Genomic DNA, 20764 nt, shown 5'->3' with positions numbered 1-20764 from the left:
CGTCATGCAGGCGTCCGTCCTCGCCCTCGACCCGATCCTCGACGCCCCGATCGACGGCGCCAGCAAGGGGCTGCCGCCCGACCTGAAGCCGATCCCGTTCCGCGCCATCGGCGACCAGGGCTGGAACGCGCTATCCGGCGACCTACCCTTCCCACAGGCGCTGCTGAAGCGGTCGGTGCTGGAGCGCAACGCCCGCTGGATGCGCGACATCCTGGCCGAGACCGGCGTCGCCCTGGCGCCGCACGGCAAGACGACGATGAGCCCGCAGCTGTTCGACCTACAGCTCGCCAACGGCTCCTGGGGCATCACCATCGCCACCGCCCAGCAGTTCGAGGTGTGCCGCCGCTTCGGGGTGAAGCGGATCCTGGTCGCCAACCAGTTGGTCGATGCCGCGGCGATGCGCTCGGTGCTGGCGGCGCTGGCCGCCGACCCGGCACTCGAGGCCTTCTGCCTGGTCGATTCCATCGCCGGAGTGCGTCGTCTGGCAGAAGCCGCCCGGGCGACGCCGCCGCAGCGGCCGCTCGGCCTGCTGGTCGAGCTCGGCCTGGTCGGCCGGCGCACCGGCTGCCGCACGGGGGCGGAGGCGCTGGCCGTCGCCCGGGCCGCGGCCGACGCGCCCGGCCTCGCCCTGCGCGGCGTTGAAGGCTACGAAGGCCTCGTCGTCACCAAGGATCCGGCGGCGGACGAGATCGCCGTTGCCGGATTCCTGGATCAGCTCGCGGCGCTGGCAGCGGAGATCGACCGCGCCGGCCTGTTCGCCGATGGCCCGGTTCTGCTGAGCGCCGGCGGCTCGGCCTATTACGACATCGTGGCCCGCAAGCTCTCCGCGGTGCGGCTGTCGCGCCCGACGCAGGTGGTGGTGCGCAGCGGCTGCTATCTGACCCATGATTCCGGCGAGTACACGCGGCTGTTCGAGCACATCGTCCGCCGCATCCCGGCCGACTGGCGCCGGCACGGCGCCCTGGAGCCGGCGCTGGAGGTCTGGTCGATGGTGCAGTCGCGGCCGGAGCCGGGGCTCGCCATCCTGACCATGGGCAAGCGCGACGTGTCCTACGACATCGAGCTGCCGATCCCGACCCGCTGGCGCCCCGCCGGCGCCACGGCACCGCAGCCGGTGCCGGCCGGCGCGACGATCACCGCCATGAACGACCAGCACGCCTATCTCCGGCTGCCGGACAGCTTCGACCCGCAGATCGGTGACCTGATCTGCTGCGGCATCTCCCACCCCTGCACCACCTTCGACAAGTGGCAGGTGATGATGGTGGTGGAGGACGACTACCGCGTCTCCGGCGCCATCCGGACGTTCTTCTGATGCGGACGCGCATTGCCCTCGACCATTCGTTCCCTGGCACTCACAGATCTGCCGGTCGCGATCCAATTGCCTCTCCCGCTTGCGGGAGAGGTCGGACCTCCGAAGGAGGTCCGGGTGAGGGCCAGCGGTCTAGCCGAGTTTACGGAATATGTCGTGAGGGAGCGCATGGTCTCCATCCTGAAGCGACGCTCTCGGTAGCACGGGCGCTCGGCCCTCACCCGGTCTCGCTGCGCGAGCCCGACCTCTCCCGCAAGCGGGAGAGGCAATTCCTTCGCACGCGCGCGGTCGGCCTTTCGGATCGACGCGTAAGTCCGCTCCACCACCCCCAAGAGGCCGTCTGATGGCCTATGTGGTCGACATCGTCTCGCGCCTGCGCCGGATGGAGGCGTCGCTGCGGCCCTCCGAGCAGCGGGTGGCGGAGGCGGTGCTGGCCGATCCCGGCTTCGCCACCCGCGCCAGCATCGCCGAGCTGGCGCGCCGGGCGAAGGTCAGCGAGCCCTCGGTCACCCGCTTCTGCCGGGCGCTGGGCTGCGACAGCGTGCGCGACTTCAAGGTCAAGCTGGCGCAGAACCTGGCCGTCGCCAGCCCCTATCTGGCGCGGCGCGCGTCCACCGCCATGGGGGCCGGCGCGCCGCCGGACGACGTCGCCCAGCTGGCCGACCGGGTGCTGGACAGCGTGATCGAGGCGGTGACCGTCGTCCGCGACCAGCTCGACCCGCAGCCCCTGCGCCAGGCGATCGAGGCGATCGCCCGCGCCCGGCGGCTCGACATCTACGGTGTCGGCGGCGGTTCGCACGCGGTCGGCCATGACGCCTATCTGCGCTTCTTCCGGCTCGACCTGCCGACCGACTTCCACGCCGACACCCAGCTGCAGCGGATGTCGGCCGCGACGCTCGGCCCTGGCGACTGCGTGCTGGCGATCTGCGCCTCGGGCCGCTTCCGCGACCTGGTGGAGAGCGCCGAGATCGCCCGGCAATACGGCGCCACCGTGATCGCCCTCACCCGGCCGGACACGCCTTTGGCCCGGGCCGCGGAGATCGTGCTGGCGGTCGCCCCGCCGGAGGACGCCGACATCTTCAAGCCGACCGCCTCGCGCCTGGCCCATATGGCGGTGATCGACGTGATCGCCACCGGCGTGGCCATGCGGCGCGGCCCGGCCGCCCTCGAAAGCCTGCGCCGGGTCAAATACACTCTCAGCCAGATCCCCACCCTCGACGAGCCGGCCGCCCCAGCGCCGCCCCGCCCCGCCCGACGGAAGAAGATCCATGCCTGACCGCGCCCCATACGACCTGCTGCTCCGCAACGGCACCGTGATCGACGGCTCCGGCGCCCCGCGCCGCGAGGCCGATGTCGCCATCCTGGGCGACCGTATCGCCGCCGTGGCCCCGCCTGGCGGCATCGCGGCCGACCGGGCGCGGCAGACGATCGACGTCGCCGGCCGGGTGGTCGCGCCCGGCTTCATCGACGTGCACACCCATGACGACCGCGCGGTGATCGACGACCCGGCGATGCTGCCGAAGATCAGCCAGGGCGTGACCACGGTGGTGGTCGGCAATTGCGGCATCAGCCTGTCGCCCCTGACGCTGGACCGCGCCCCGCCGCCGCCGCTGAACCTGCTGGGCGACCAGTCGGCCTACGAGTTCACGAGCTTCGCCGAATACCGCGCCCGGCTGGACGACGTCGTGCCGGGCGTCAACGTGGCGGCGCTGATCGGCCATTCCTCGCTGCGCGTCGGCACCATGCCGGAGGTGAACCGCAAGGCGAATGCCGGGGAGATCGACGCCATGCGGCGCCTGCTGGCCGACAGCCTGGACCAGGGCGCGATCGGCTTCTCCACCGGCCTCTACTACAAGCCCAACGCCCCGGCCGACGCCGACGAGGTGGTGGCGCTGGCGGAGCTCTTAGCCGATCGCGGCGGCGTCTACGCCACCCATATGCGCGACGAGCACGACAAGGTGCTGGATTCGCTGGAGGAGAGCTTCTCGACCGCCCGCCGCGCCCGGGTGCCTGTGGTGATCTCGCACCACAAATGCGCCGGGCCGCACAATTGGGGCCGCAGCCGCGAGACCCTGCCGGTGATCGAGGCCGCCAGCAAGACCCAGCCGGTCGGGCTCGACGCCTATCCCTACACCGCCGGCTCGACCGTGCTGGACCCGGACCACGTCACCGGCGACATCCGGATCATGGTCGCCTGGTCCAAGGCGCGGCCGGAGATGGCGGGCCGCGACCTGGCCGAGATCGCCGCCGAATGGGGCTGCACCGAGAAGGAGGCCGCGGTGCGGCTGCACCCGGCCGGCGCCATCTATTTCCAGATGGATGAGGCCGATGTCCGCCGCATCCTGTCCTTCCCGCTGACCATGATCGGCTCGGACGGGCTGCCGCATGACAGTCATCCGCATCCGCGCCTCTGGGGCACCTTCCCCCGCGTGCTGGGCCATTACAGCCGCGACCTCGGCCTGTTCCCGCTGGAGATTGCGGTGCACAAGATGACCGGCCTGTCGGCGATGCGCTTCAACCTGCCCGACCGCGGCCTGGTGCGCGAGGGCTGCGCCGCCGACCTCGTGGTGTTCGACCCGCACCACATCGCCGACGCCGCCACCTATGAATCGCCGAAGACCCCGTCGCGCGGCATCGACTTCGTCCTGGTCAACGGCCGGATGTCCTGGCGCCACGGCGAGACGGAGGTGGATCGGGCGGGGCGGCTGCTGGCGCGGGCGGGGTAGCCCCTCCGGCCCAAGGCGGCATTGCGCGGGGGCGGCCGATGGAAGACCATCGAAAGCCCTTCAGGCAGGTCGGACCGTGGAGATACGGATGAGCTTCCAGGACAGGCTGGCCAGGAGCCGCGCACTGCTGGAGACGAAGGGGATCAGGCGCGGAGCGCCCCTGTTCCATCGCCTGCTCTGGCGTCTCGGCGTCGCCGTGCCGCCGCCGCTGTTCGCCCCTCCTTTGGTCAATGCAGCCATCATGGGTCTCTTCTTCGCCGTCGGCTATGGAGTCCTCATGTGGCTCTTGGACGGGGCACCCGGCGGATCGGCGCTCCCTGGCCGGATCATCGGATCTCTGCTCGCAGGAGCCGCATTCGGCGCCATGATGGCTTGGTTGCTGCGCCGCACTGCGCGCAAGCATGAATTGCCGTCCTGGGAAGACGTCTAGCCGGTGCCGGCGCCGCCGCCTTCGAGGCGCCGAAGCCCCGTCGCGCGGCATCGACTTCGTGCTGGTCAATGGCCGGATGTCGTGGCGCCACGGCGAGACCGAGGCGGATCGGGCGGGCCGGCTGCCGGCGCGGGCGTAGCACTTGGGTCGGACTCCGGGAGGGTTCTTGCCGGAGTACGATTTACACGTATAATTTGGACACCATCATTCGACAGGATGTCCGTCCATGCCCAGAGTCGGGGCTCTCGAATTCCAGCGCAAGTTCGGCGAGTTTCAGCATCAGGCGCAGCGTGAGCCGGTCGAGATCACCCGGCACGGCCGGCGTGAGTTCGTGCTGATGTCGGCCGAGCACTATGACTGGCTGAAGGCGGCTGCCCAGCGGACGCACCGCACGGCCGATACGGCCGATGTCGCTCTCGCCGCCGTGGAGCGGGCCGAGATGGACCCGGAACACGACGCGCTCGATGAACTGCTGAAATAAGAATCGAGAACGACCTGTGTCGTTTCCCGAACCGAGGCCCGGTCTCGTCGTTCGTTACGACTATTTGTGGCCGCATGAGGCCGAACGTGGACAGGATCAGGGCAAGGATCGCCCGACCTGTCTCGTGGCGGCGAGCGACAGCGCCACGCGTCCTCGCTATGTCGTTCTGCTGCCGATTACGCACATGCCGCCCTCGGGCGATACGATCGGGATCGAGATACCCGCGAAGGTCAGGCAGGCGATCGGTCTCGACGACGCACCGAGCTGGGTGATCGTCTCGGAGCACAACATCGACGAATGGCCGAATGGCGGCCTTTCGCCGGTGCCGGGCAAGGCCGGCGTCTTCGCCTACGGCTTCGTCCCGCCGGGCCTGTTCGCGCGAGTCAAAGCCGCGTTCCTGGAGTTGGCACGACGGAAGAGGAGCGGCGCCGTTCGGCGCTGACGCTCGACCGCGCCCCGCCGCCTCTTAATCAGGTGAGCGACCGGTCGTCCAACTCATCTTCGGGAACGTCGTCCATCCCCGATATCGCCGCCAGTGTCGACAGACCGGCGGGGGTCGCGGATGCTGGCGGCCGATTTTCAGACCGGCCCTCGCGGCCGCGCATTTCCGGGGGAGATTTCGATGCTGGTCCTGGCGTTCCTGATCGGGGCCGTCGCCGGGCTGCGGACGATGACTGCGCCGGCCGCGGTCAGCTGGGCCGCCAATCTCGGCTGGCTGCCGCTCGACGGCACCGGGCTGGCCTTTCTCGGCGCCGCGGTCACGCCCTGGCTGCTCACCCTGGCGGCGGTCGCCGAGCTGGTTGCCGACCAGCTGCCGCGGACGCCGAGCCGGAAGGTGCCGGTGCAGTTCGGCAGCCGGATCGTCAGCGGCGCGGTCTGCGGCGCCGCCTTCGGCATCATCGGCGGCTCGATGATCGGCGGGATCGCCGCGGGCGTCGCCGGCGCGGTGGCCGGCACGCTGGTCGGCTACGAGCTGCGGTCACGGCTGGGCCGGGCCGTGGGCAGGGACCTGCCGATCGCCCTGCTGGAGGACGCGGTCGCGATCGGCGGCGCGGCCTGGATCGTCGCGTCGGTGTGAGGGGCGACGCTCGCCATAGGGGAAGGAGGCGGCATCGTGCGCGGATTTCGATCGGTCATTGCGTCGGCATTCGTGGTGCCGCTTTCGATTCTCGCAGGATGCAGCGGCCCGCCAGGACGATCGGGGGGCTCTACCGATGTTGCCATGGCTGCACAGCCCGGTTCTGGGCCGGACCAGGTGGCGACGACAGGAGAATATCGGAACTACAGCAGGGGGCTGGCCCTGGGCGGACGGCTCTGGCTGCGCGGCCTGGATGGCAGCTTGGCGTCCCTGACGCTGCCAGGCGGGGTCCGCACGACCCATTTCGCGGGCGGTGTGATCGACCTCTCCGTGGCTGAGGGAAAACCGGTGGTCTTGCGATCGCTCTCACTCAACCCGTTCGATATGGAGGAGACATTCCGCCCGGCCGACGGCACCTTCGTCCTGTCGTCCTGGACCGGGGACGTGTTCAAGGATTCCGCGCCCTTCAAGCTGCCGCTGATGCCGCGAGCGCTGATCATCGTCGATGGGAGTCCGACGGTGCTGTCGCCCCACCGGATGGATGTCCAGGGCGCCGACGGACGCTGGACGTCAAAGCCGCTGCAGGGCGAGTTCCGAGATCATCCAGTTGCCGAGCCCCCGATCGTGTTGGCGGTAAACGGCCTGCTGTATATCGGCCACGACCTCGGCGAATGGGGCGGCGGCCTGCAGCGCCTGGATCCGGCGACGGGTATCATTGGCGAGATCGGGCGGCGGGATAGCGACGGACGGTGCACCGGCCACTTGTGCGGTGTTCCCATCACCGGGCTGATCCAAGCCCCCGGTGCGCCGGGTTGTATCCTGGCCTCCACCGGGCTGGCTCACATGACCAGCCAGGAGGGCGCCGTCCTGAAGCTGTGTGGAGACCAGGTCTCGGTGGTCTGGGAGAAGGCATGGATGCAGCAATTTCCCGGAGGGGTGTTCCGAGAAAGCGAGCCCTTCTACGGGCTCTTTGAAGGAGCTTCCGGAGAATTCTGGATCCTCGGATTTCGTGTGCTGTACCGGTTCGACGGCACCCGCGCCGTCAAGGCTCCGCTGCCGAAGCCGGTCAAGCTGGGCGACGTCTGGATCAGCCGCGCCATTCCCGGCCATCTGATGGTCTATTACGACGACTTACGCGCGGCGCAATCGCCGGCCGATGCAATGCCTTATCTCGTCACGCGGGAATGACCGGGAGGTTGTGCCCCGAGGATCACACCTCAGTCATCACCACGAGGCGGTGCGCGACCGAGCGGGGCGGCTGCTGATAGGGGTGGCGGCAGCAGCCAGTCAGGAGAGTCGCAGCAGCGTTCGCCTCCCGATCGGACAGGAGGCTAATATGCGCTTTCCGGAACCCAGGAACCTGCCCTTCCAGTCTCGGGCTCCCGCCGCGACGACATCGGAATGAATGATTGGAGGCGACCGTGCGCGTCGTCCTTGTCGGCAGCACCGGCTTCATCGGGCAGGCCGTCCGGATTGCGCTCGAACGGCGTGGAACCGAAGTCGTCCCGGCCGGCCGCACGCAGGGGGTCGACCTGGAGCGGCCTGAGACCGTCATCGGGCTGCGCCACCGCCTGGACGGCGCCGTTGGCCTGGTCATCGCCGCCGGGACGCTCGACGACGATCCTCCGGCCTCGAACCGGCTCACCGCCGGCGTCGTCACGCTGTTGGATCAGGCTGCCCTCGCTGGGATCCGCAACCTGGTTCTCGTGTCCAGCGCCGGTGCCGATCCCGCGGCGCCGGTCGCCTCGCTGCGCGGCAAGGCCGCGCAAGAGGCGGCCCTCCTCGGGCATCGTGCCGACGACGGAGCTCGCAACTGGACGATCGTCCGGCCGTCGCTGGTCTGCGGTCACGGAGGAGCGAGCGCGAGGTTGCTCGCCGGCCTGGCATCGCTGCCGATCAGGCCCCGGATCCCGTCCGGCCCCCTGCGCCCGATCCGTGTCGACGATCTCGCCGAGGCGATCGCGCGTCTGCTGCTGGGCGACCGATCGGACCCGGCCGTTCTCGACGCCTGCGGTCCGGACCGCGTCGACCTCGAAGGCTACATCCGATCGATCGAGGGAGGCGCCCGCCCGGCGGTGACGGTGCCGGTTCCGCCCGGTCTCATGCGGCGGCTCTTCCGGCTCGGCGGCAAGCTCGGGGTCGGCATGGCCGGCGACGGCATGGTCACGATGCTCCAGCGCGGCGCCGACGGCGATCCCGAACCGCTCCGCGCGAGAACAGGGGTCCGGCCGCGGCCTCTCTCCGACGCCACGGCCGGCCTGATGCCGAGCGTCCCGCTTCTCCGCGGCATCCTCGCCCTCAGCCTGGCCGCTTTCTGGATCTGGTCCGGCCTGTCCTCGGTCCTCCTGTGGCCGATCGCCCAAAGCGCCGAGCTCGCGCGCCAGGCCGGCGTTCCCGAAACCCTGGCCGTCGCCTCGGTGTATGCAGGCGGGATCCTGGACATGGTGATCGGCGTCGCCTTGCTGGCACGACGATCTCAGCCGGCGGCGGCGCTCGCGGCCGCGGTCGTCACGCTTGCCTACATGGCGATCATGACGGTGGGCATCCCCCATCTCTGGTTTGATCCGCTCGGGCCCGTCGCCAAGGGCCTGCCTCTCGCTGCCGCCGCCTTCGGGCTCGCCATGCTCGCCAAGGCCGACGCCGCGGCGCCCCGAAAGGGCAAAGGCTAGCTCCATGGACCTCTACACGATCCTCAACTACGTGCACGTGATCAGCTCGACCCTGATCTTCGGCACCGGTCTCGGCACGGCCTTCCAGATGTGGACGGCCCACCGGCGGGGCGACGTCCGCGCGATCGCCGTCGTCGCCCGCAACGTCGTGCGAGCCGATTGGTACTTCACCACGCCCGCGGTGATCATCCAGCCGCTGTCGGGCGCTGCGATGATGCATCTGGCCGGTTTCCGGATCACCGACGGTTGGATTGCGGTCTCGCTCGGGCTCTACGCGCTGGCCGGGGCCTGCTGGCTCCCTGTCGTCTGGCTGCAGATCCGGGCCGCCGATCTCGCCGAAAAAGCCGCCGCGACGGCTCAGCCGCTGCCGAAGTCCTATTACACCATTCTCCGGCTATGGTTTCTGCTCGGTTGGCCGGCCTTCATCGCGGTCCTCGTGATCTTCTGGATGATGCTCTCGAAGCCGGTTCTGTGGTGAACCCGGCCGCACACGCAATGCTGGACCAGCAAGCTGTTGGGCATCGATTTCGAGCTGGTCGACGGCGCCTCTCCTGGCGCCAGGGCGAGACCGAGGTCGACCGGGCGCGGCGGCTGCTGGCGAGGGCGGGCCAATAGGCTTTCGCTACACCGGCTCCACCCCGGCCAGCAGGATGCGCAGGACGAAGATCACCCACATCGCCAGCAGCAGCAGGATGGCGGCCGCGAAGGCGCCGGAGCGGAGTCGCGGGCGGCCGGATCCGGCCTCGGCCGCCGCATGGATGATGAGGACGACGACCAGGGCCCAGGACATCACCACGAACAGCAGATCCGCTTTCCGCGTCATCATCGCCAGGATGACGAGGACGAAGAACAGCAGCGACAACTGCAGCTGGCTTTGAAGGCAGTCCGAGATCTCGGTGCTGCGCGCCGGCTGGCCGGAGGCGGCTCCCTGCAAGGCGCGATGGCGCGATCGCAGCGTCCAGATCATGAGCACGAAGATCAGCGCGACCTGGACGAAGAGGGGCAGCAGGATGGCTTGCGTGGACATGGCCCGACCTCCCTGGCGCGGGCCGGACGGCTTCGGCTGGACCGGCGTCATCACGGCGAAGCCGAGGGCAACCGGCCCGAGGAAGCCCGGAAGGCCCAGTTCAGGTCCTTCTCCAGATACTACCGCACCTGCCGCCACGGATCCGCATCAGCACCGCAGCCAGGAAAAGCGAGCCGCCGCCCGCCTCACCCACCCGTCCGGAACAGCACCGGCCAGTCGTCCTGCTGCACGCCGCGGCATTCGTCCATCCGCGTCAGCCGGGACAGGCGGAGAGCCTCGCCGTCCCAGATCCAGTCCGAGACCTCGCCGCAATCGCCCACGCCCCTGCTCAGGAAGAAGCCGTTGAGCGTCATGCCGTCATCCGACAGCGACGGGTTGGTCAGCAGGGCGGCGTCGGAGCCGTCCTGGTCTCCGGCAATGGCGAAGGACACCGGCTTCGGCGCGCCGGAGCCGATGATCCAGAACCGGTAGTCCTGGTTGTAGGCGCCGGCATCGTCGCACAGGCCCCAGAGCGTCGCCGCGTCCGAGAGCTTGATCACGACGTCCTCGGCATCCTTGCAGGTCTCGTCCCGCGACCGCTTCAGCCCCTGCGGCAGCGGCGGCAGCGGGTCGGACAGCGCGGTCATCTTCCTGGCGTCGAGCTTTGGCGCGTCCGGCACCGGCGGGATCGATGACGCGGGCGCATCCCCCTTCCGCACCAACGCCGTGACCGTGCCGACGCGCTTCTGCTGGTCGTCCATGAACAGCAGCGCTGCCGTCGCGCCCGCGAGAGAGACCGTGACGCTCTTCACCGTCTTCGATCCCGCCCGCAGGCCGACCGTCAGGGTCTTGGCCGAGCGCAGCGCCGCCAGGAGCTGCGCCGCCGCCGCATCCGGAAGCGCGGCGGTGGCATAGTCGCCAGCCCAGGTCACCGGCAGTGATGTGCTCCCCCGGCCGTCCGGGGCCAGCCCCAGCTCCGCCCCCGGCATCGGCTTGTCGGCCAGGAGGGTGACGGCAACGCGGGGGCCGTCTTCCGCAGCGCCGGTCCGGGACACCGACAGATAGGCGACATCGCCACCGTCCTCGGCCGTCAGCCCCAGCGCGGTGCAGCCCCGCAGGTTGTCGCAGCCGATCACCCAGTCCTTGAACTCCTTGAGCGGCCCGGCGGCGGCGGACGGGGCCGCGGCCGCCTTGGCCTGCGTCGGCGTGGATGCGGGTGCTGGCGCGGCCGCCCCTTCCGGTCCCGGCTGGATCGTGGCCACCTGGACCCGGACCGATTTGCACGCGGTGTCCAGGCAGGTCCCGGTGATCCAGACCTCGCCGTCGCCGAGGCTGACGCCCTGATAGTTGACGCCCAGATCGTCATAGGTCTCGTTCAGCACCGCCGCCGTGATGGCCGGGGTCATGAACTGGTCGTAGCGGGCCGCGAAGTCCTTCGGCGTCCGGATCGCGACCTTGCGGCCGCCGATGGTGACGTCGATCGGGTAGGAGACCAGCGCCGCCACATCGGCGGCGGCATGCGCCCGCACCGCCTTCTGCAGGGCCTCGAACACCTGCCGGTACGGCGCAGGGTCGCCCAGCAGCTCCGTGATCGCCTGGTCCGTCGTCTTCTCCTGCCCGGCCGCAGGATGACAGACGGCCGCAAGCAACGAGAAGACGATCGCCGATAACGGCATGATGCGCGGCGTCATTCCGGAAATCCTCCCCCAAGGGACCCCGGACTAGGAAAACATGTCTTCGGCCGGAGGGCCAGACAGTTCTTTCGTCAGAACTGCGTCATCACCGCGAAGCCGAGGGCGACGAGGGCCAGGAATCCCCAGAAGGCCCAGTTCAGATACTTCTCGAGATAGTGCCGCACCTGGTCGCCATAGATCCGCATCAGCACCGCGATCAGGAAGAAGCGCAAGCCGCGCGAGGCCAGCGAGGACAGGATGAAGGGGATCAGCGGGAACTGGGCCACGCCGCTGGTGATCGTCACCAGCTTGTAGGGAATCGGCGTCACCCCCTTGGCCAGGATGATCCAGCTGCCCCATTCGGCGTATTTCTGCTGGAACTCGTGGAACCCGGCCTGCAGGCCGTAGACATTGATCAGCCAGGAGCCGACGGTCTCGAACAGGAAATAGCCGATGGCGTAGCCGACCAGGCCGCCCAGCACCGAGGCCACGGTGCACAGCCCCGCCAGCCACCAGGCCCGCCGCGGATTGGCGAGCATCATCGGGATCAGCACCACGTCGGGCGGGATCGGAAAGAAGGAGCTCTCGGCGAAGGAGACGCCGGCCAGCGTCCATTGCGCCCGCGGCCCGTGCGCCGCCCGGATCAGCCGGTCGTATTGCCGCCGCAGGAATCCCGGCGGCTCGACCCCGGCCTGAACGCCCCCGTCCTGCACCACGCGCTGATCCTCTGCCCGGTCGCTCCTGCGATGGTCATAGACGGCAGGAGGCCCGGTGTCACGGCCGGGATTGGGCGTAGCCTCCTGAAGCTGCCCTCCCCAAAACTGGCATGCCGGGCTTGACCCACGGGTGTCCGGTTAGGAGTTTTCGGGTGCGAAAGAGGAGTAGGCTCAATTTCTATTGTCATCGCCGGGCTTGACCCGGCGATCCAGGGGCCACCCAGAGCGGCATCGACATTCCAATTTCACCCAATGACGGAGTTTCGATCCACGCCCCGCGTAGGGGGCGACGTGCCGGCCGATCACTTCATCGTTCAACACCGCTTGTTTCGATCCACGCCCCCGCGTAGGGGGCGACATGGTCATCGAAGACGTCGGCCAGTGAGGCGCAGTTTCGATCCGCTCCCCTGCGAGAGGGGCGACGGTCTGGGAGTATATGCGGCAGCAGGGTCTGACGTTTCGATCCGCGCCCCAGAGGGGCGACCGACATTCCCGGTGACGTCGATCGCGCCGAGCTGGTTTCGACCCGCGCCCCTGCGAGAGGGGCGACGACGAACGATCGGATGCGCCCGCAGCTTCTCGTTGTTTCGATCCACGCCCCATGAGAGGGGCGACAACGGCTGCAGCTGCCACGGGCGCGTATACAACTGGTTTCGATCCACGCCCCCATGCGCGATCGAGTCGATGCCTGCGGCGGCGCGCCAGACCTCAGGGAAATCGATGTCGACCCCGGCCTCGATCAGCGATGTCGCCACCAGCCGCACCGGCAGCCTCTGGCGCAGCCTGTCGCGCAGGCCGGCCAGCACCTGCCGGCGATGAAGCGGGCACATCAGGGTCGACAGATGCACCGCGCCCGGAAGGTCGCGGATGGCCGCGAACAGCCGCTGCGCATGGGCGCGCCGGTTGACGATGCACAGCATCTGCGGCTGCTCGGCGAAGCGCCGTGCGATCGCCGCATCGTCGACCGGTCCCGGCAGCCGCTCGACCGCGACGCGCTTCAGCCTGCGGTAGAGATCCTGCGGATCGGGCGCCAACTCGCGCTCATCGTCGATGGCGAAGCCGCCGTTCTCGAACCCGTCGACCGCCCGCAGCGCCGGCTGGGTCGCGGTGCAGAGCACGACGCTGGCGCCGTAGTGCCGCGCCAGCTCGTCGATCGCCGCCATGCAGGGCCGCAGCAGATGCACCGGCATGGTCTGCGCCTCGTCCAGCACGACGACGCTGCCGGCGATGTTGTGCAGCTTGCGGCAGCGCGACGGGCGGTCGGCGAACAGGCTCTCGAAGAACTGCACCGCGGTGGTGACGACGACCGGGACGTCCCAGTTCTCCGCCGCCCGCTGCAGCTTGGCCAGCGCGTCCGGCGCCTCGTCGTCGGGGCGGGTCCGGCGCGCCCGCTCCCAATCGAAGCTGGCATGGTGCTCCAGGATGTCGTCTTCACTGCCCAGCGCCTGCCGGAACACCTGCGCCGTCTGCTCGATGATCGAGGTGTAGGGAATGACGTAGATGACGCGGCGGAGGCCGTGGCGGACCGCATGCTCCAGCGCGAAGGAGAGCGAGGCCAGGGTCTTGCCGCCCCCGGTCGGGACGGTGAGGGTGACAGGCCGGGCGTAAGCTCGGCCTTGCTGACCGCATGGTCGAGGATCGCGGCGCGCAGGGCGTTGAGCGGCGTCGGCCCGGCCGCGGCGCGCTTCTCCGCCATATGGGCGCGCAGCCGGTCGCGCATCGCGGCGAGGCTCGTATGGCCGCTGCGCTCGGCCGGCACGCCCTCCGCCGCCGCATAGAATCGCTCGGTCGCCAGGAAGTCGGCGTCGACCAGGCAGGAGAACAGCATCCGGACGAGGAGGCTTGCGGCGAAGCCCTTCGGTCCCGCCTGCCAGTTGAAGGCCCGTGTGGGTTCAGCTCCGGCTGTGGCGGCAGCGGTCCGGCCTGCGCCTGCCATCCGGCGGGGACCAGGTCTGCCGCCCCCTCCAACCGGCGCGCCAGATCGACGCCGTCGGCCAGGCCGGCGTGATGCGCCGCGATGATGGCGGCGAGCATCGTGCCGAGCGGGAGTCTGTAGGCATCGAGCGCGATCCGCGCCCCGGCCGAGGAATGATCGCCGCCCGACTCCCTTTGCCCGGCGATATAGGCCTGGAACGCGGCGGAGAGCTTGCCGATGTCGTGCAGGCGGCCGGCGAGGCGGGCCACCTCCGCCCAGCCGAACACTGCGGCGAACTCCGCCGCCAGGGCCGCGACCGCCTCCTGGTGATCCGACAGGCTTTCCCAGCGGTCCATCGGCCGGCCGGGAAGAGAATGCGCGTAGATGATGCCGTCCGCCATCGCCGAAATCCCCCTCGACGGCTGGCGCCCCCGTCAGCCCTTCAGCGCCCGCCAGGCCTGGGCGAAGGAGGCGGCGGTGGCGGCCACCTCGGCCGCGGTCATGCCGGGCTTGTAGAGGGCGGAGCCGAGGCCGAAGCCGGTGGCGCCGGCGTCGCGATAGGGCGCCATCCGGTCCGGGGTGATGCCGCCGACCGCGATCAGCGGCACCGCGGCGGGGACCACCGCCCGCCAGGCCTTGACCACGGCGGGCGGGATCGCCTCGGCCGGGAAGATCTTCACCGCATCGGCGCCGGCCTTCAGCGCGGCGAAGGCCTCGGTCGGGGTGGCGGCGCCAGGGGCGCAGACCAGGTTCAGGCGCCGGGCCTCGGCGATCACCTCGACATCGGCGTGCGGCATCACGATGAGCTTGCCGCCGGAGGCCTGCACCCGGGCCACGTCCTCGCGCCTCAGCACCGTGCCGGCGCCGATCAGCGCCTCTTGCCCGAAACGGTCGGCCAGGCGGCGGATGCTGTCGAAGGGAAGCGGCGAGTTCAGCGGCACCTCTATGCAGCGGAACCCGGCCTCGACCAGGGCGGCGCCGATGGCCTCCACCTCCTCCGGCTTGACGCCGCGGAGGATGGCGACCAGCGGCAGGTCGGCGAGGGCGTCGTGCAGGGATAGGCTCATCTCACACCAGCTCCGCATGCTTGGCCAGGCGCCACAGCGCCTTGACCGTGGTGTCGGCCGAGGCGATGCGGCTCTGCAGCCCCGCGGCCTCGATCGCCTCGGCGTAGCGGGCCGACAGCTCGGCGCCGCCGACGATGGTCACCTCCTCCGGCGCGGCGCCGGTCGCGGCGGCCACGGTGGCGCGGGCGTCGGCCACCTCCGCCCCGATCAGGAGGCCGGAGAGATAGGATCCGGTCGCCTTCGGCTCCAGCTCGCCGAACAGGCCGAGGGTGCGGGCGCTGAACAGCCGGCGCAGCAGGCCGCCGCCGGCCGAGGCGCCGACCGCGAAGCCGCGGCGGAAGGCCGGCTGGTCGTAGGCGCGGCCGTCCATCAGCCGGCCGAGGATGCTGTGCTCGGCCAGCACGGCGAAGGCCTCGCCGGTCATCGAGGTGGCGAACCAGGCGATGCGGCCGTCCTCGGCCAGGGCCCATTTGCTGTGCGTGCCGGGCAGGACGTAGAGGCGGCGGCCGCTGGCCGGGGCGTCGCCGAGGATCTGCACCTCCTCGCCGCGCATCACGTCGGGGATGCCGTCGGCGTCGACGCGGCTGACGCCGGGGACGATTCGCAGGGTCACGCCCAGCGAGGTCGGCACCGCCGTCAGCCCGGCGACCAGCGCCGCCTCGTCGGCCGGGCATGAGGCGTAGGGTGCCTCGGCCCAGCCCTGGCGGCTGCCGATCATGCCGGAGGCGATGGCGGCGGTGGGGCTCCACTTCTCCGCGATCTGCCGGAACACGGCGTCGAAGTCGCCACCGGGGACCTTGAGGATGCCGAGCGGGGCCGCGGCCTCGTCCCGCACGGCGCCATCGGCGTCGAGCAGCCAGGCGCGGAGCGAGGAGGTTCCCCAGTCGAGGGCGACGAGCATGATCCATTCCGGGAGATGTTGGTCGGAGCGGCGAGATTCGAACTCGCGACCCCTTGCACCCCATGCAAGTGCGCTACCAGGCTGCGCTACGCTCCGACCGGGGGCCACCGCCGGACTGGTGCCGGGCGGCGGGCGGGCGGGACTATAGCCACCGCCCCGCCCCTATGCAACGACGATGCGGGATCAGCCCGCGCTGGCCTCGGCGATGGCCCAGAAATCATCCGCCTTCAGGCTGGCGCCGCCGACCAGGGCGCCGTCGACATTGGGCACCGCCAGCAGCTCGGCGGCGTTGGCGGGCTTGACCGAGCCGCCATACAGGATGCGGATCCCGGCCGCCTCGGCCGGGACATGGGCGCCCAGCGCCGCCCTGATATGGGCATGCACCTCGGCGACGTCATCAGTGGTCGGGGTGCGGCCGGTGCCGATCGCCCAGACCGGCTCATAGGCGATCACCGTGTTCTCCGCCGTCGCCCCGCGCGGCAGAGACCCGGCGATCTGCCGGCTGCAGACCTGCAGCGCCCGGCCGTCGTTGCGCTCGGCCTCGGTCTCGCCGACGCAGATGATCGCGACCAGCCCCTCGGCCTGTGCCGCCGCCGCCTTTTCCGCCACCACCAGGTCGATCTCGCCATGGTCCTGGCGCCGCTCGGAATGGCCGACGATGACGTGGCTGCAGCCGAGATCGGCCAGCATCCGGGCCGCGATGTCGCCGGTGTGGGCGCCGTCCCGCGCGCTGTGGCAGTCCTGGCCGCCGACCAGGAGGCCGCTGCCCTGCACCGCATCGGCGATCGGCGCGATCAGGGTCGCCGGCGGACAGATCAGGAGGTCGAAGGCCGGGTCGACCGTGCGGGCCAGCCGCAGGGCGAGGTCGCGGGCCAGCGCCGTGCCCTCGTTGCGCAGCAGGTTCATCTTCCAGTTGCCCGCGATCAGCTTCCGCGCCATCGGCCTCTCTCCGGCTGGTTCTCAGAATGTCGCCTTGGTGTACCAACCCAGGCGCAGCGACGCCATATGGACTCCAGTGCGAGACAGGCAGGCTTCAGCATTGCTGCCCGGGAAGGCCGCACCTATGATGCGCGGCCCAACCGCCCGGGAGACCGGCGCGGCCTCGTCCTTTGTTTACGGTCGTCATGCTGCAGATCCTCCGCCACAAGGCCGGCTCCGTCATCATCAAGGTGCTGTTCGTCCTCCTGATCCTGAGCTTCGCGATCTGGGGAATCGGCGACGTCTTCCGCAACCGGGGCCAGTCCGACACCGTGGCCACGGTGGCCGACCAGACGATCAGCCTGCAGCAACTCGACAGCCAGTTCCGCTCTCTGGCTCAGAGCCAGCAGCTGCCGCTGTCCGTCGCCCAGCAGCTGGGCCTGCCTCGGCGGGTGCTGGACAGCATGATCTCCGGCATGCTGTACGACCGCCTCGCCGCCGATCTCGGCTACGACCTGTCGAACGAGGCCGTGGCCGACGCGGTGCGCAACGATCCGCGGTTCCGCGACCCGGCCACCAACCAGTTCAGCCGCGACCGCTTCCTGCAGCTGCTGCAGGCCGGGGGCACCAACGAGGCCGCCTTCATCGCCTATATGCGCGGCCAGTTGCAGCAGCAGCAGGTGATGCGGGCGCTGTTCAGCGGCGCCGAGCCGCCGCAGGCGCTGGTCGACCCCATCTACAAATACCGCCGTGAGACCCGGGTGGCCGACACGATCACGCTGCGCAACGCCGACCAGACCGGCGTGCCGCAGCCGACCCAGGCCGATCTCGAGGCCTATCACAAGGAGCATGGCGACAAGTTTCAGTCGCCGGAGTACCGGACGCTGAGCGTCGTGCTGCTGAACACCGACCAGTTCGCCAAGGACGTCACGGTGTCCGAGGACGAGGCGCGCACTGCTTACGACAAGAACCAGGCCAATTATCAGAAGCCGGAGATGCGCCGCTTCGACCAGGTGATCGCGCCGACCAAGGAGCTGGCGGAGCAGATCGCCACGGCAGTGCGCGGCGGCAAGCCGGTGCAGCAGGCGGTGGACGAGTCCGGCAACGCCGCGGTCAAGCTGATCCCGGTCGACTTCACCGCCAAATCGGCGATGCCGATTCCGGCCCTGGCCGATCCGGGCTTCACCCTGTCCGAGGGCCAGGCGACCGACCCGGTGCAGTCGCCCTTCGGCTGGCATGTGCTGGTGCTGACCGGCGTCCAGCCCGCCCGCACCGTGCCCTTCGAGGAGGCGCGGGCCGAGATCGAGGCCCAGCTGAAGCAGAGCAAGGCGGCCGACGCTCTGTACGACACCGCCAACAAATTCGAGGACGCGCTGGCCGACAACGTCGCGATCGACAAGGCGGCGCAGGAGTTCGGCTTCACTGTGACCGCGGTCCCGGCAGTCGCGCAGGACGGCACGACCCAGAGCGGGCAGCCGCTGCCGCCGCTACCCGGTCAGGCGCAGATCCTGCAGGCCGCCTTTCAGCTGCAGCAGGGCGACGTCAGCCCAATGGGCACGATCGACGACAAGACCTCCTTCATCGTCCGGGTCGACGGCGTCGTGCCGCCGGCGACCGAGCCGTTGGCCAAGGTGCGGGACGAGGTCACCGCCGCCTGGACCGAGCAGAAGCAGGCCGAGGCGGCCGCGGCCCTGGCCGCCGATATCGCCAAGCGCCTCGCCGCCGGCGAGGCTGCGGCGGATGTCGCCAAGGCGGTCGGCGGGCAATATGCCGAGAGCCCGGCGCTGCTGCGCGACGGCAGCAATGCCGGCGCCCTGCCGGCGGCGCTGGTGCGCGACCTGTTCGCCGCCCAGGTCGGCGGCACGGCGACGGCGGAGACCCCGGGCGGCCGGGTGGTCGCCCGGCTGACCAAGGTCGAGCCGGCCAAGCCGGACCCGGCGGCCGAGGCGGCGGTGAAGCAGGATCTGCGGCGCGGCCTCGCGGTCGATGTCGGCGGCGGCCTGGACCAGGCGCTGCGCGACCGGTATGGAGTGACCATTGACCAAGCGGTCCTCGCCCGGCTGAACTATCAGGAATGATGTCGATGATCCCCCTCGCGGCGTCGCTGCGCCCCCTCGCCGGATCCCATCCGGCGGCCCCGTTCTCTCCGCGCGGAGAGGCGAAGGGCTGGCGCTGGGTGGCCGCAGCGAGGGGCTTGGCGTGGCGAAGCCGGGCGGGTGCGTGGGAGCGATGGCGTGGCGGCGACCGTTCCGCCCTCGCCCATCCCTGCCCCATCGCCACAGGTCACCGCCATGCCGGATTCCACGGCTTTTGACGCCTTCGCCGACACCTACCGCGCCGGCAAGCCCCAAGTCGTCTGGACCCGCCTCGTCTCCGATCTCGACACCCCGGTCTCGGCCATGCTCAAGCTGGCCGGGGACGAGCCCTACACCTTCCTGCTCGAATCGGTCGAAGGCGGCGCCGTCCGCGGCCGCTACAGCGCCATCGGGCTGCGCCCCGACCTGATCTGGCGCTGCCGCGGCGACGCGGTCGAGATCAACCGCAAGGCTCTGGCCGACCTCGATACGTTCGAGCCGGTCGCGCAGAAGCCGCTCGACAGCCTGCGCGGTCTGATCGCGGAATCGCGCATCGACCTGCCACGCGGCTTCCCGCCGCTGGCTGCCGGGCTGTTCGGCTATCTCGGCTACGACATGGTCCGGCAGATGGAGACGCTGCCGGACGCCAATCCGGACACGCTGGGCGTGCCGGATTCGATCATGATCCGGCCGACCATCGTCTGCGTCTTCGATACCATCGCCGATGTCGTCACCATCGTCACCCCGGTTTTCCCGGACCCGGCGGTGACGGCGGAACAGGCGCATGAGGCGGCCTGCGAGCGGCTGTCGAACGTGGTCGCCGCGCTCGAATCCAGCCTGCCGCATCGCGAGGCGGCGGCCGAGGGCACGCTGCCGGCCCTGCCCGAGCCGAGCTCCAACATGACGCGGGAGGAGTATCACGCGATCATCGAGCGGGCGAAGGAGTACATCCGCGCCGGCGACATCTTCCAGGTTGTGCTGTCGCAGCGCTTCTCGCTGCCCTTCACCCTGCCGCCCTTCGCTCTCTACCGGGCGCTGCGGCGGCTGAACCCGTCGCCCTTCCTGGTGTTCCAGAACTTCCGCGATTTCGCCATCGTCGGATCGAGCCCGGAGATCCTGGTCCGGCTGCGCGACGGCGAGGTGACGATCCGGCCGATCGCCGGCACCCGGCCGCGCGGCGCCACGCCGGAGGAGGATTCGGCGCTGGAGCAGGACCTGCTGGCCGACCCGAAGGAGCGGGCCGAGCATCTGATGCTGCTCGACCTCGGCCGCAACGATGTCGGCCGGGTGTCGCAGATCGGCACCGTCAAGGTGACCGACCGCTTCATCATCGAGCGCTATTCCCACGTCATGCACATCGTCTCCAACGTCGTCGGCCGGATCGCGCCGGACAAGGACGTGGTGGCGGCGCTGGCCGCCGGCTTCCCCGCCGGCACGGTCAGCGGCGCGCCGAAGGTGCGGGCGATGGAGATCATCGACGAGCTGGAGGTGGCGCGGCGTGGCGTCTATGCCGGGGCGATGGGCTATTTCGGCGCCAATGGCGACATGGACACCTGCATCGCGCTGCGCACCGCGGTGGTGAAGGACGGCACCCTCTATATCCAGGCCGGCGGCGGCGTCGTCGCTGACAGCAGCCCGGAGGGGGAGTACCAGGAGACCCGCAACAAGGCGCGGGCGCTGGTGCGCGCCGCCGAAGATGCGGTACGCTTCGCCAACCGGCCGCGCAACGGCAACCGGCCCATGGGTCATGTCTAGGAACCGCAACCCTTCGCAGCAGCATCGCCCCCTCCTGCATCGATG

Annotated in this window: 19 protein-coding genes, 1 tRNA gene and 1 pseudogene; 12 read left to right on the top strand and 9 right to left on the bottom strand. The window is 70.2% G+C overall.

The genetic code is table 11. The features are described from left to right. Positions 1-4: 4 nt before the first annotated feature. From KXR53_RS07685 to KXR53_RS07640, 10 genes are all read left to right on the top strand, one after another. A complete protein-coding gene (locus tag KXR53_RS07685) occupies positions 5-1312 on the top strand; it encodes an alanine racemase (RefSeq protein ID WP_437374516.1) in 1308 nt (435 codons plus the stop codon). Between the two features lie 340 nt (positions 1313-1652). Then, positions 1653-2585 (top strand): SIS domain-containing protein, encoded by a 933-nt coding sequence (locus KXR53_RS07680; protein ID WP_437374515.1) that lies wholly within the window; start codon positions 1653-1655, stop codon positions 2583-2585. Beyond that, positions 2578-4035, top strand: coding sequence for an N-acyl-D-amino-acid deacylase family protein (locus tag KXR53_RS07675; RefSeq protein ID WP_437374514.1), 1458 nt, complete (start codon positions 2578-2580; stop codon positions 4033-4035). Before KXR53_RS07680 ends, KXR53_RS07675 begins: the two co-directional genes overlap by 8 nt. 88 nt (positions 4036-4123) lie before the next feature. Then, on the top strand, positions 4124-4465 hold the full coding sequence (locus KXR53_RS07670) for a DUF6404 family protein (protein WP_437374513.1): 342 nt from the start codon (positions 4124-4126) through the stop codon (positions 4463-4465). Positions 4466-4691: 226 nt separating this feature from the next. After that, on the top strand, positions 4692-4946 hold the full coding sequence (locus KXR53_RS07665) for a type II toxin-antitoxin system prevent-host-death family antitoxin (RefSeq protein ID WP_437374512.1): 255 nt from the start codon (positions 4692-4694) through the stop codon (positions 4944-4946). A gap of 16 nt (positions 4947-4962) precedes the next feature. Then, positions 4963-5388, top strand: coding sequence for a growth inhibitor PemK (locus tag KXR53_RS07660; RefSeq protein ID WP_437374511.1), 426 nt, complete (start codon positions 4963-4965; stop codon positions 5386-5388). Between the two features lie 180 nt (positions 5389-5568). Next, positions 5569-6024 carry a DUF4126 domain-containing protein gene (locus KXR53_RS07655; protein ID WP_437374510.1) on the top strand — a complete coding sequence of 152 codons (456 nt, stop codon included), beginning with the start codon at positions 5569-5571 and terminating at the stop codon, positions 6022-6024. 144 nt (positions 6025-6168) lie between these two features. Next, positions 6169-7212, top strand: coding sequence for a hypothetical protein (locus KXR53_RS07650; RefSeq protein ID WP_437374509.1), 1044 nt, complete (start codon positions 6169-6171; stop codon positions 7210-7212). Positions 7213-7445: 233 nt separating this feature from the next. Continuing rightward, positions 7446-8693, top strand: coding sequence for an SDR family oxidoreductase (locus KXR53_RS07645; RefSeq protein WP_437374508.1), 1248 nt, complete (start codon positions 7446-7448; stop codon positions 8691-8693). A gap of 4 nt (positions 8694-8697) precedes the next feature. Next, positions 8698-9171, top strand: coding sequence for a DUF2269 family protein (locus tag KXR53_RS07640; RefSeq protein WP_437374507.1), 474 nt, complete (start codon positions 8698-8700; stop codon positions 9169-9171). 144 nt (positions 9172-9315) lie between these two features. Here KXR53_RS07640 and KXR53_RS07635 read toward each other — a convergent pair whose 3' ends face one another. The 9 genes and pseudogenes from KXR53_RS07635 to tpiA all read right to left on the bottom strand — a co-directional run bounded on the left by KXR53_RS07635 (position 9316) and on the right by tpiA (position 16910). Further along, positions 9316-9720, bottom strand: coding sequence for an MAPEG family protein (locus KXR53_RS07635; protein WP_437374506.1), 405 nt, complete (start codon positions 9718-9720; stop codon positions 9316-9318). Between the two features lie 185 nt (positions 9721-9905). Continuing rightward, positions 9906-11390 (bottom strand): DUF1176 domain-containing protein, encoded by a 1485-nt coding sequence (locus KXR53_RS07630; RefSeq protein WP_437374505.1) that lies wholly within the window; start codon positions 11388-11390, stop codon positions 9906-9908. Positions 11391-11464: 74 nt separating this feature from the next. Further along, a complete protein-coding gene (locus KXR53_RS07625; RefSeq protein ID WP_437374504.1) occupies positions 11465-12088 on the bottom strand; it encodes a YqaA family protein in 624 nt (207 codons plus the stop codon). A 362-nt stretch (positions 12089-12450) separates the two neighbouring features. Next, a complete protein-coding gene (locus KXR53_RS07620; protein ID WP_437374622.1) occupies positions 12451-13869 on the bottom strand; it encodes a CRISPR-associated helicase/endonuclease Cas3 in 1419 nt (472 codons plus the stop codon). A 199-nt stretch (positions 13870-14068) separates the two neighbouring features. Then, positions 14069-14359 (bottom strand): annotated as a pseudogene (locus tag KXR53_RS07615) (CRISPR-associated endonuclease Cas3''); the annotation flags it as partial. 78 nt (positions 14360-14437) lie between these two features. Continuing rightward, positions 14438-15070, bottom strand: a complete 633-nt coding sequence (locus tag KXR53_RS07610; RefSeq protein ID WP_437374503.1) for a 2-dehydro-3-deoxy-6-phosphogalactonate aldolase — start codon at positions 15068-15070, stop codon at positions 14438-14440. Position 15071: 1 nt separating this feature from the next. Further along, the gene (locus KXR53_RS07605) at positions 15072-15971 is read right to left on the bottom strand and encodes a 2-dehydro-3-deoxygalactonokinase (protein WP_437374502.1); all 900 of its coding nucleotides are present in this window, start codon (positions 15969-15971) and stop codon (positions 15072-15074) included. A gap of 19 nt (positions 15972-15990) precedes the next feature. Continuing rightward, positions 15991-16067 (bottom strand) — tRNA-Pro (locus KXR53_RS07600). An 87-nt stretch (positions 16068-16154) separates the two neighbouring features. Next, on the bottom strand, positions 16155-16910 hold the full coding sequence (gene tpiA / locus KXR53_RS07595; RefSeq protein ID WP_437374501.1) for a triose-phosphate isomerase: 756 nt from the start codon (positions 16908-16910) through the stop codon (positions 16155-16157). A 185-nt stretch (positions 16911-17095) separates the two neighbouring features. Between tpiA and KXR53_RS07590 the strand changes: the two genes are divergently transcribed. Continuing rightward, positions 17096-18967 carry a peptidyl-prolyl cis-trans isomerase gene (locus KXR53_RS07590; RefSeq protein WP_437374500.1) on the top strand — a complete coding sequence of 624 codons (1872 nt, stop codon included), beginning with the start codon at positions 17096-17098 and terminating at the stop codon, positions 18965-18967. Between the two features lie 213 nt (positions 18968-19180). After that, positions 19181-20719 (top strand): anthranilate synthase component I, encoded by a 1539-nt coding sequence (gene trpE, locus KXR53_RS07585; RefSeq protein WP_437374499.1) that lies wholly within the window; start codon positions 19181-19183, stop codon positions 20717-20719. The last annotated feature ends 45 nt before the right edge of the window (positions 20720-20764 follow it).

The sequence above is a fragment of the Inquilinus limosus genome (genome assembly GCF_051487185.1).
In the GTDB taxonomy this organism is placed as follows: Bacteria; Pseudomonadota; Alphaproteobacteria; order DSM-16000; family Inquilinaceae; genus Inquilinus; species Inquilinus limosus_F.
This window is presented reverse-complemented; position numbering and strand designations above follow the sequence as displayed.

What these genes read in the sequence shown, in the direction of transcription:
- KXR53_RS07675 (WP_437374514.1), top strand. Translation starts at nt 2,578, where the DNA reads ATGCCTGACCGCGCCCCATACGACCTGCTGCTCCGCAACGGCACCGTG.
- KXR53_RS07665 (WP_437374512.1), top strand. Translation starts at nt 4,692, where the DNA reads ATGCCCAGAGTCGGGGCTCTCGAATTCCAGCGCAAGTTCGGCGAGTTT.
- KXR53_RS07670 (WP_437374513.1), top strand. Translation starts at nt 4,124, where the DNA reads ATGAGCTTCCAGGACAGGCTGGCCAGGAGCCGCGCACTGCTGGAGACG.
- KXR53_RS07685 (WP_437374516.1), top strand. Translation starts at nt 5, where the DNA reads ATGCAGGCGTCCGTCCTCGCCCTCGACCCGATCCTCGACGCCCCGATC.
- KXR53_RS07590 (WP_437374500.1), top strand. Translation starts at nt 17,096, where the DNA reads ATGCTGCAGATCCTCCGCCACAAGGCCGGCTCCGTCATCATCAAGGTG.
- KXR53_RS07655 (WP_437374510.1), top strand. Translation starts at nt 5,569, where the DNA reads ATGCTGGTCCTGGCGTTCCTGATCGGGGCCGTCGCCGGGCTGCGGACG.
- KXR53_RS07605 (WP_437374502.1), bottom strand. Translation starts at nt 15,971, where the DNA reads ATGCTCGTCGCCCTCGACTGGGGAACCTCCTCGCTCCGCGCCTGGCTG.
- KXR53_RS07635 (WP_437374506.1), bottom strand. Translation starts at nt 9,720, where the DNA reads ATGTCCACGCAAGCCATCCTGCTGCCCCTCTTCGTCCAGGTCGCGCTG.
- KXR53_RS07650 (WP_437374509.1), top strand. Translation starts at nt 6,169, where the DNA reads ATGGCTGCACAGCCCGGTTCTGGGCCGGACCAGGTGGCGACGACAGGA.
- trpE (WP_437374499.1), top strand. Translation starts at nt 19,181, where the DNA reads ATGCCGGATTCCACGGCTTTTGACGCCTTCGCCGACACCTACCGCGCC.
- KXR53_RS07640 (WP_437374507.1), top strand. Translation starts at nt 8,698, where the DNA reads ATGGACCTCTACACGATCCTCAACTACGTGCACGTGATCAGCTCGACC.
- KXR53_RS07610 (WP_437374503.1), bottom strand. Translation starts at nt 15,070, where the DNA reads ATGAGCCTATCCCTGCACGACGCCCTCGCCGACCTGCCGCTGGTCGCC.
- KXR53_RS07630 (WP_437374505.1), bottom strand. Translation starts at nt 11,390, where the DNA reads ATGACGCCGCGCATCATGCCGTTATCGGCGATCGTCTTCTCGTTGCTT.
- tpiA (WP_437374501.1), bottom strand. Translation starts at nt 16,910, where the DNA reads ATGGCGCGGAAGCTGATCGCGGGCAACTGGAAGATGAACCTGCTGCGC.
- KXR53_RS07680 (WP_437374515.1), top strand. Translation starts at nt 1,653, where the DNA reads ATGGCCTATGTGGTCGACATCGTCTCGCGCCTGCGCCGGATGGAGGCG.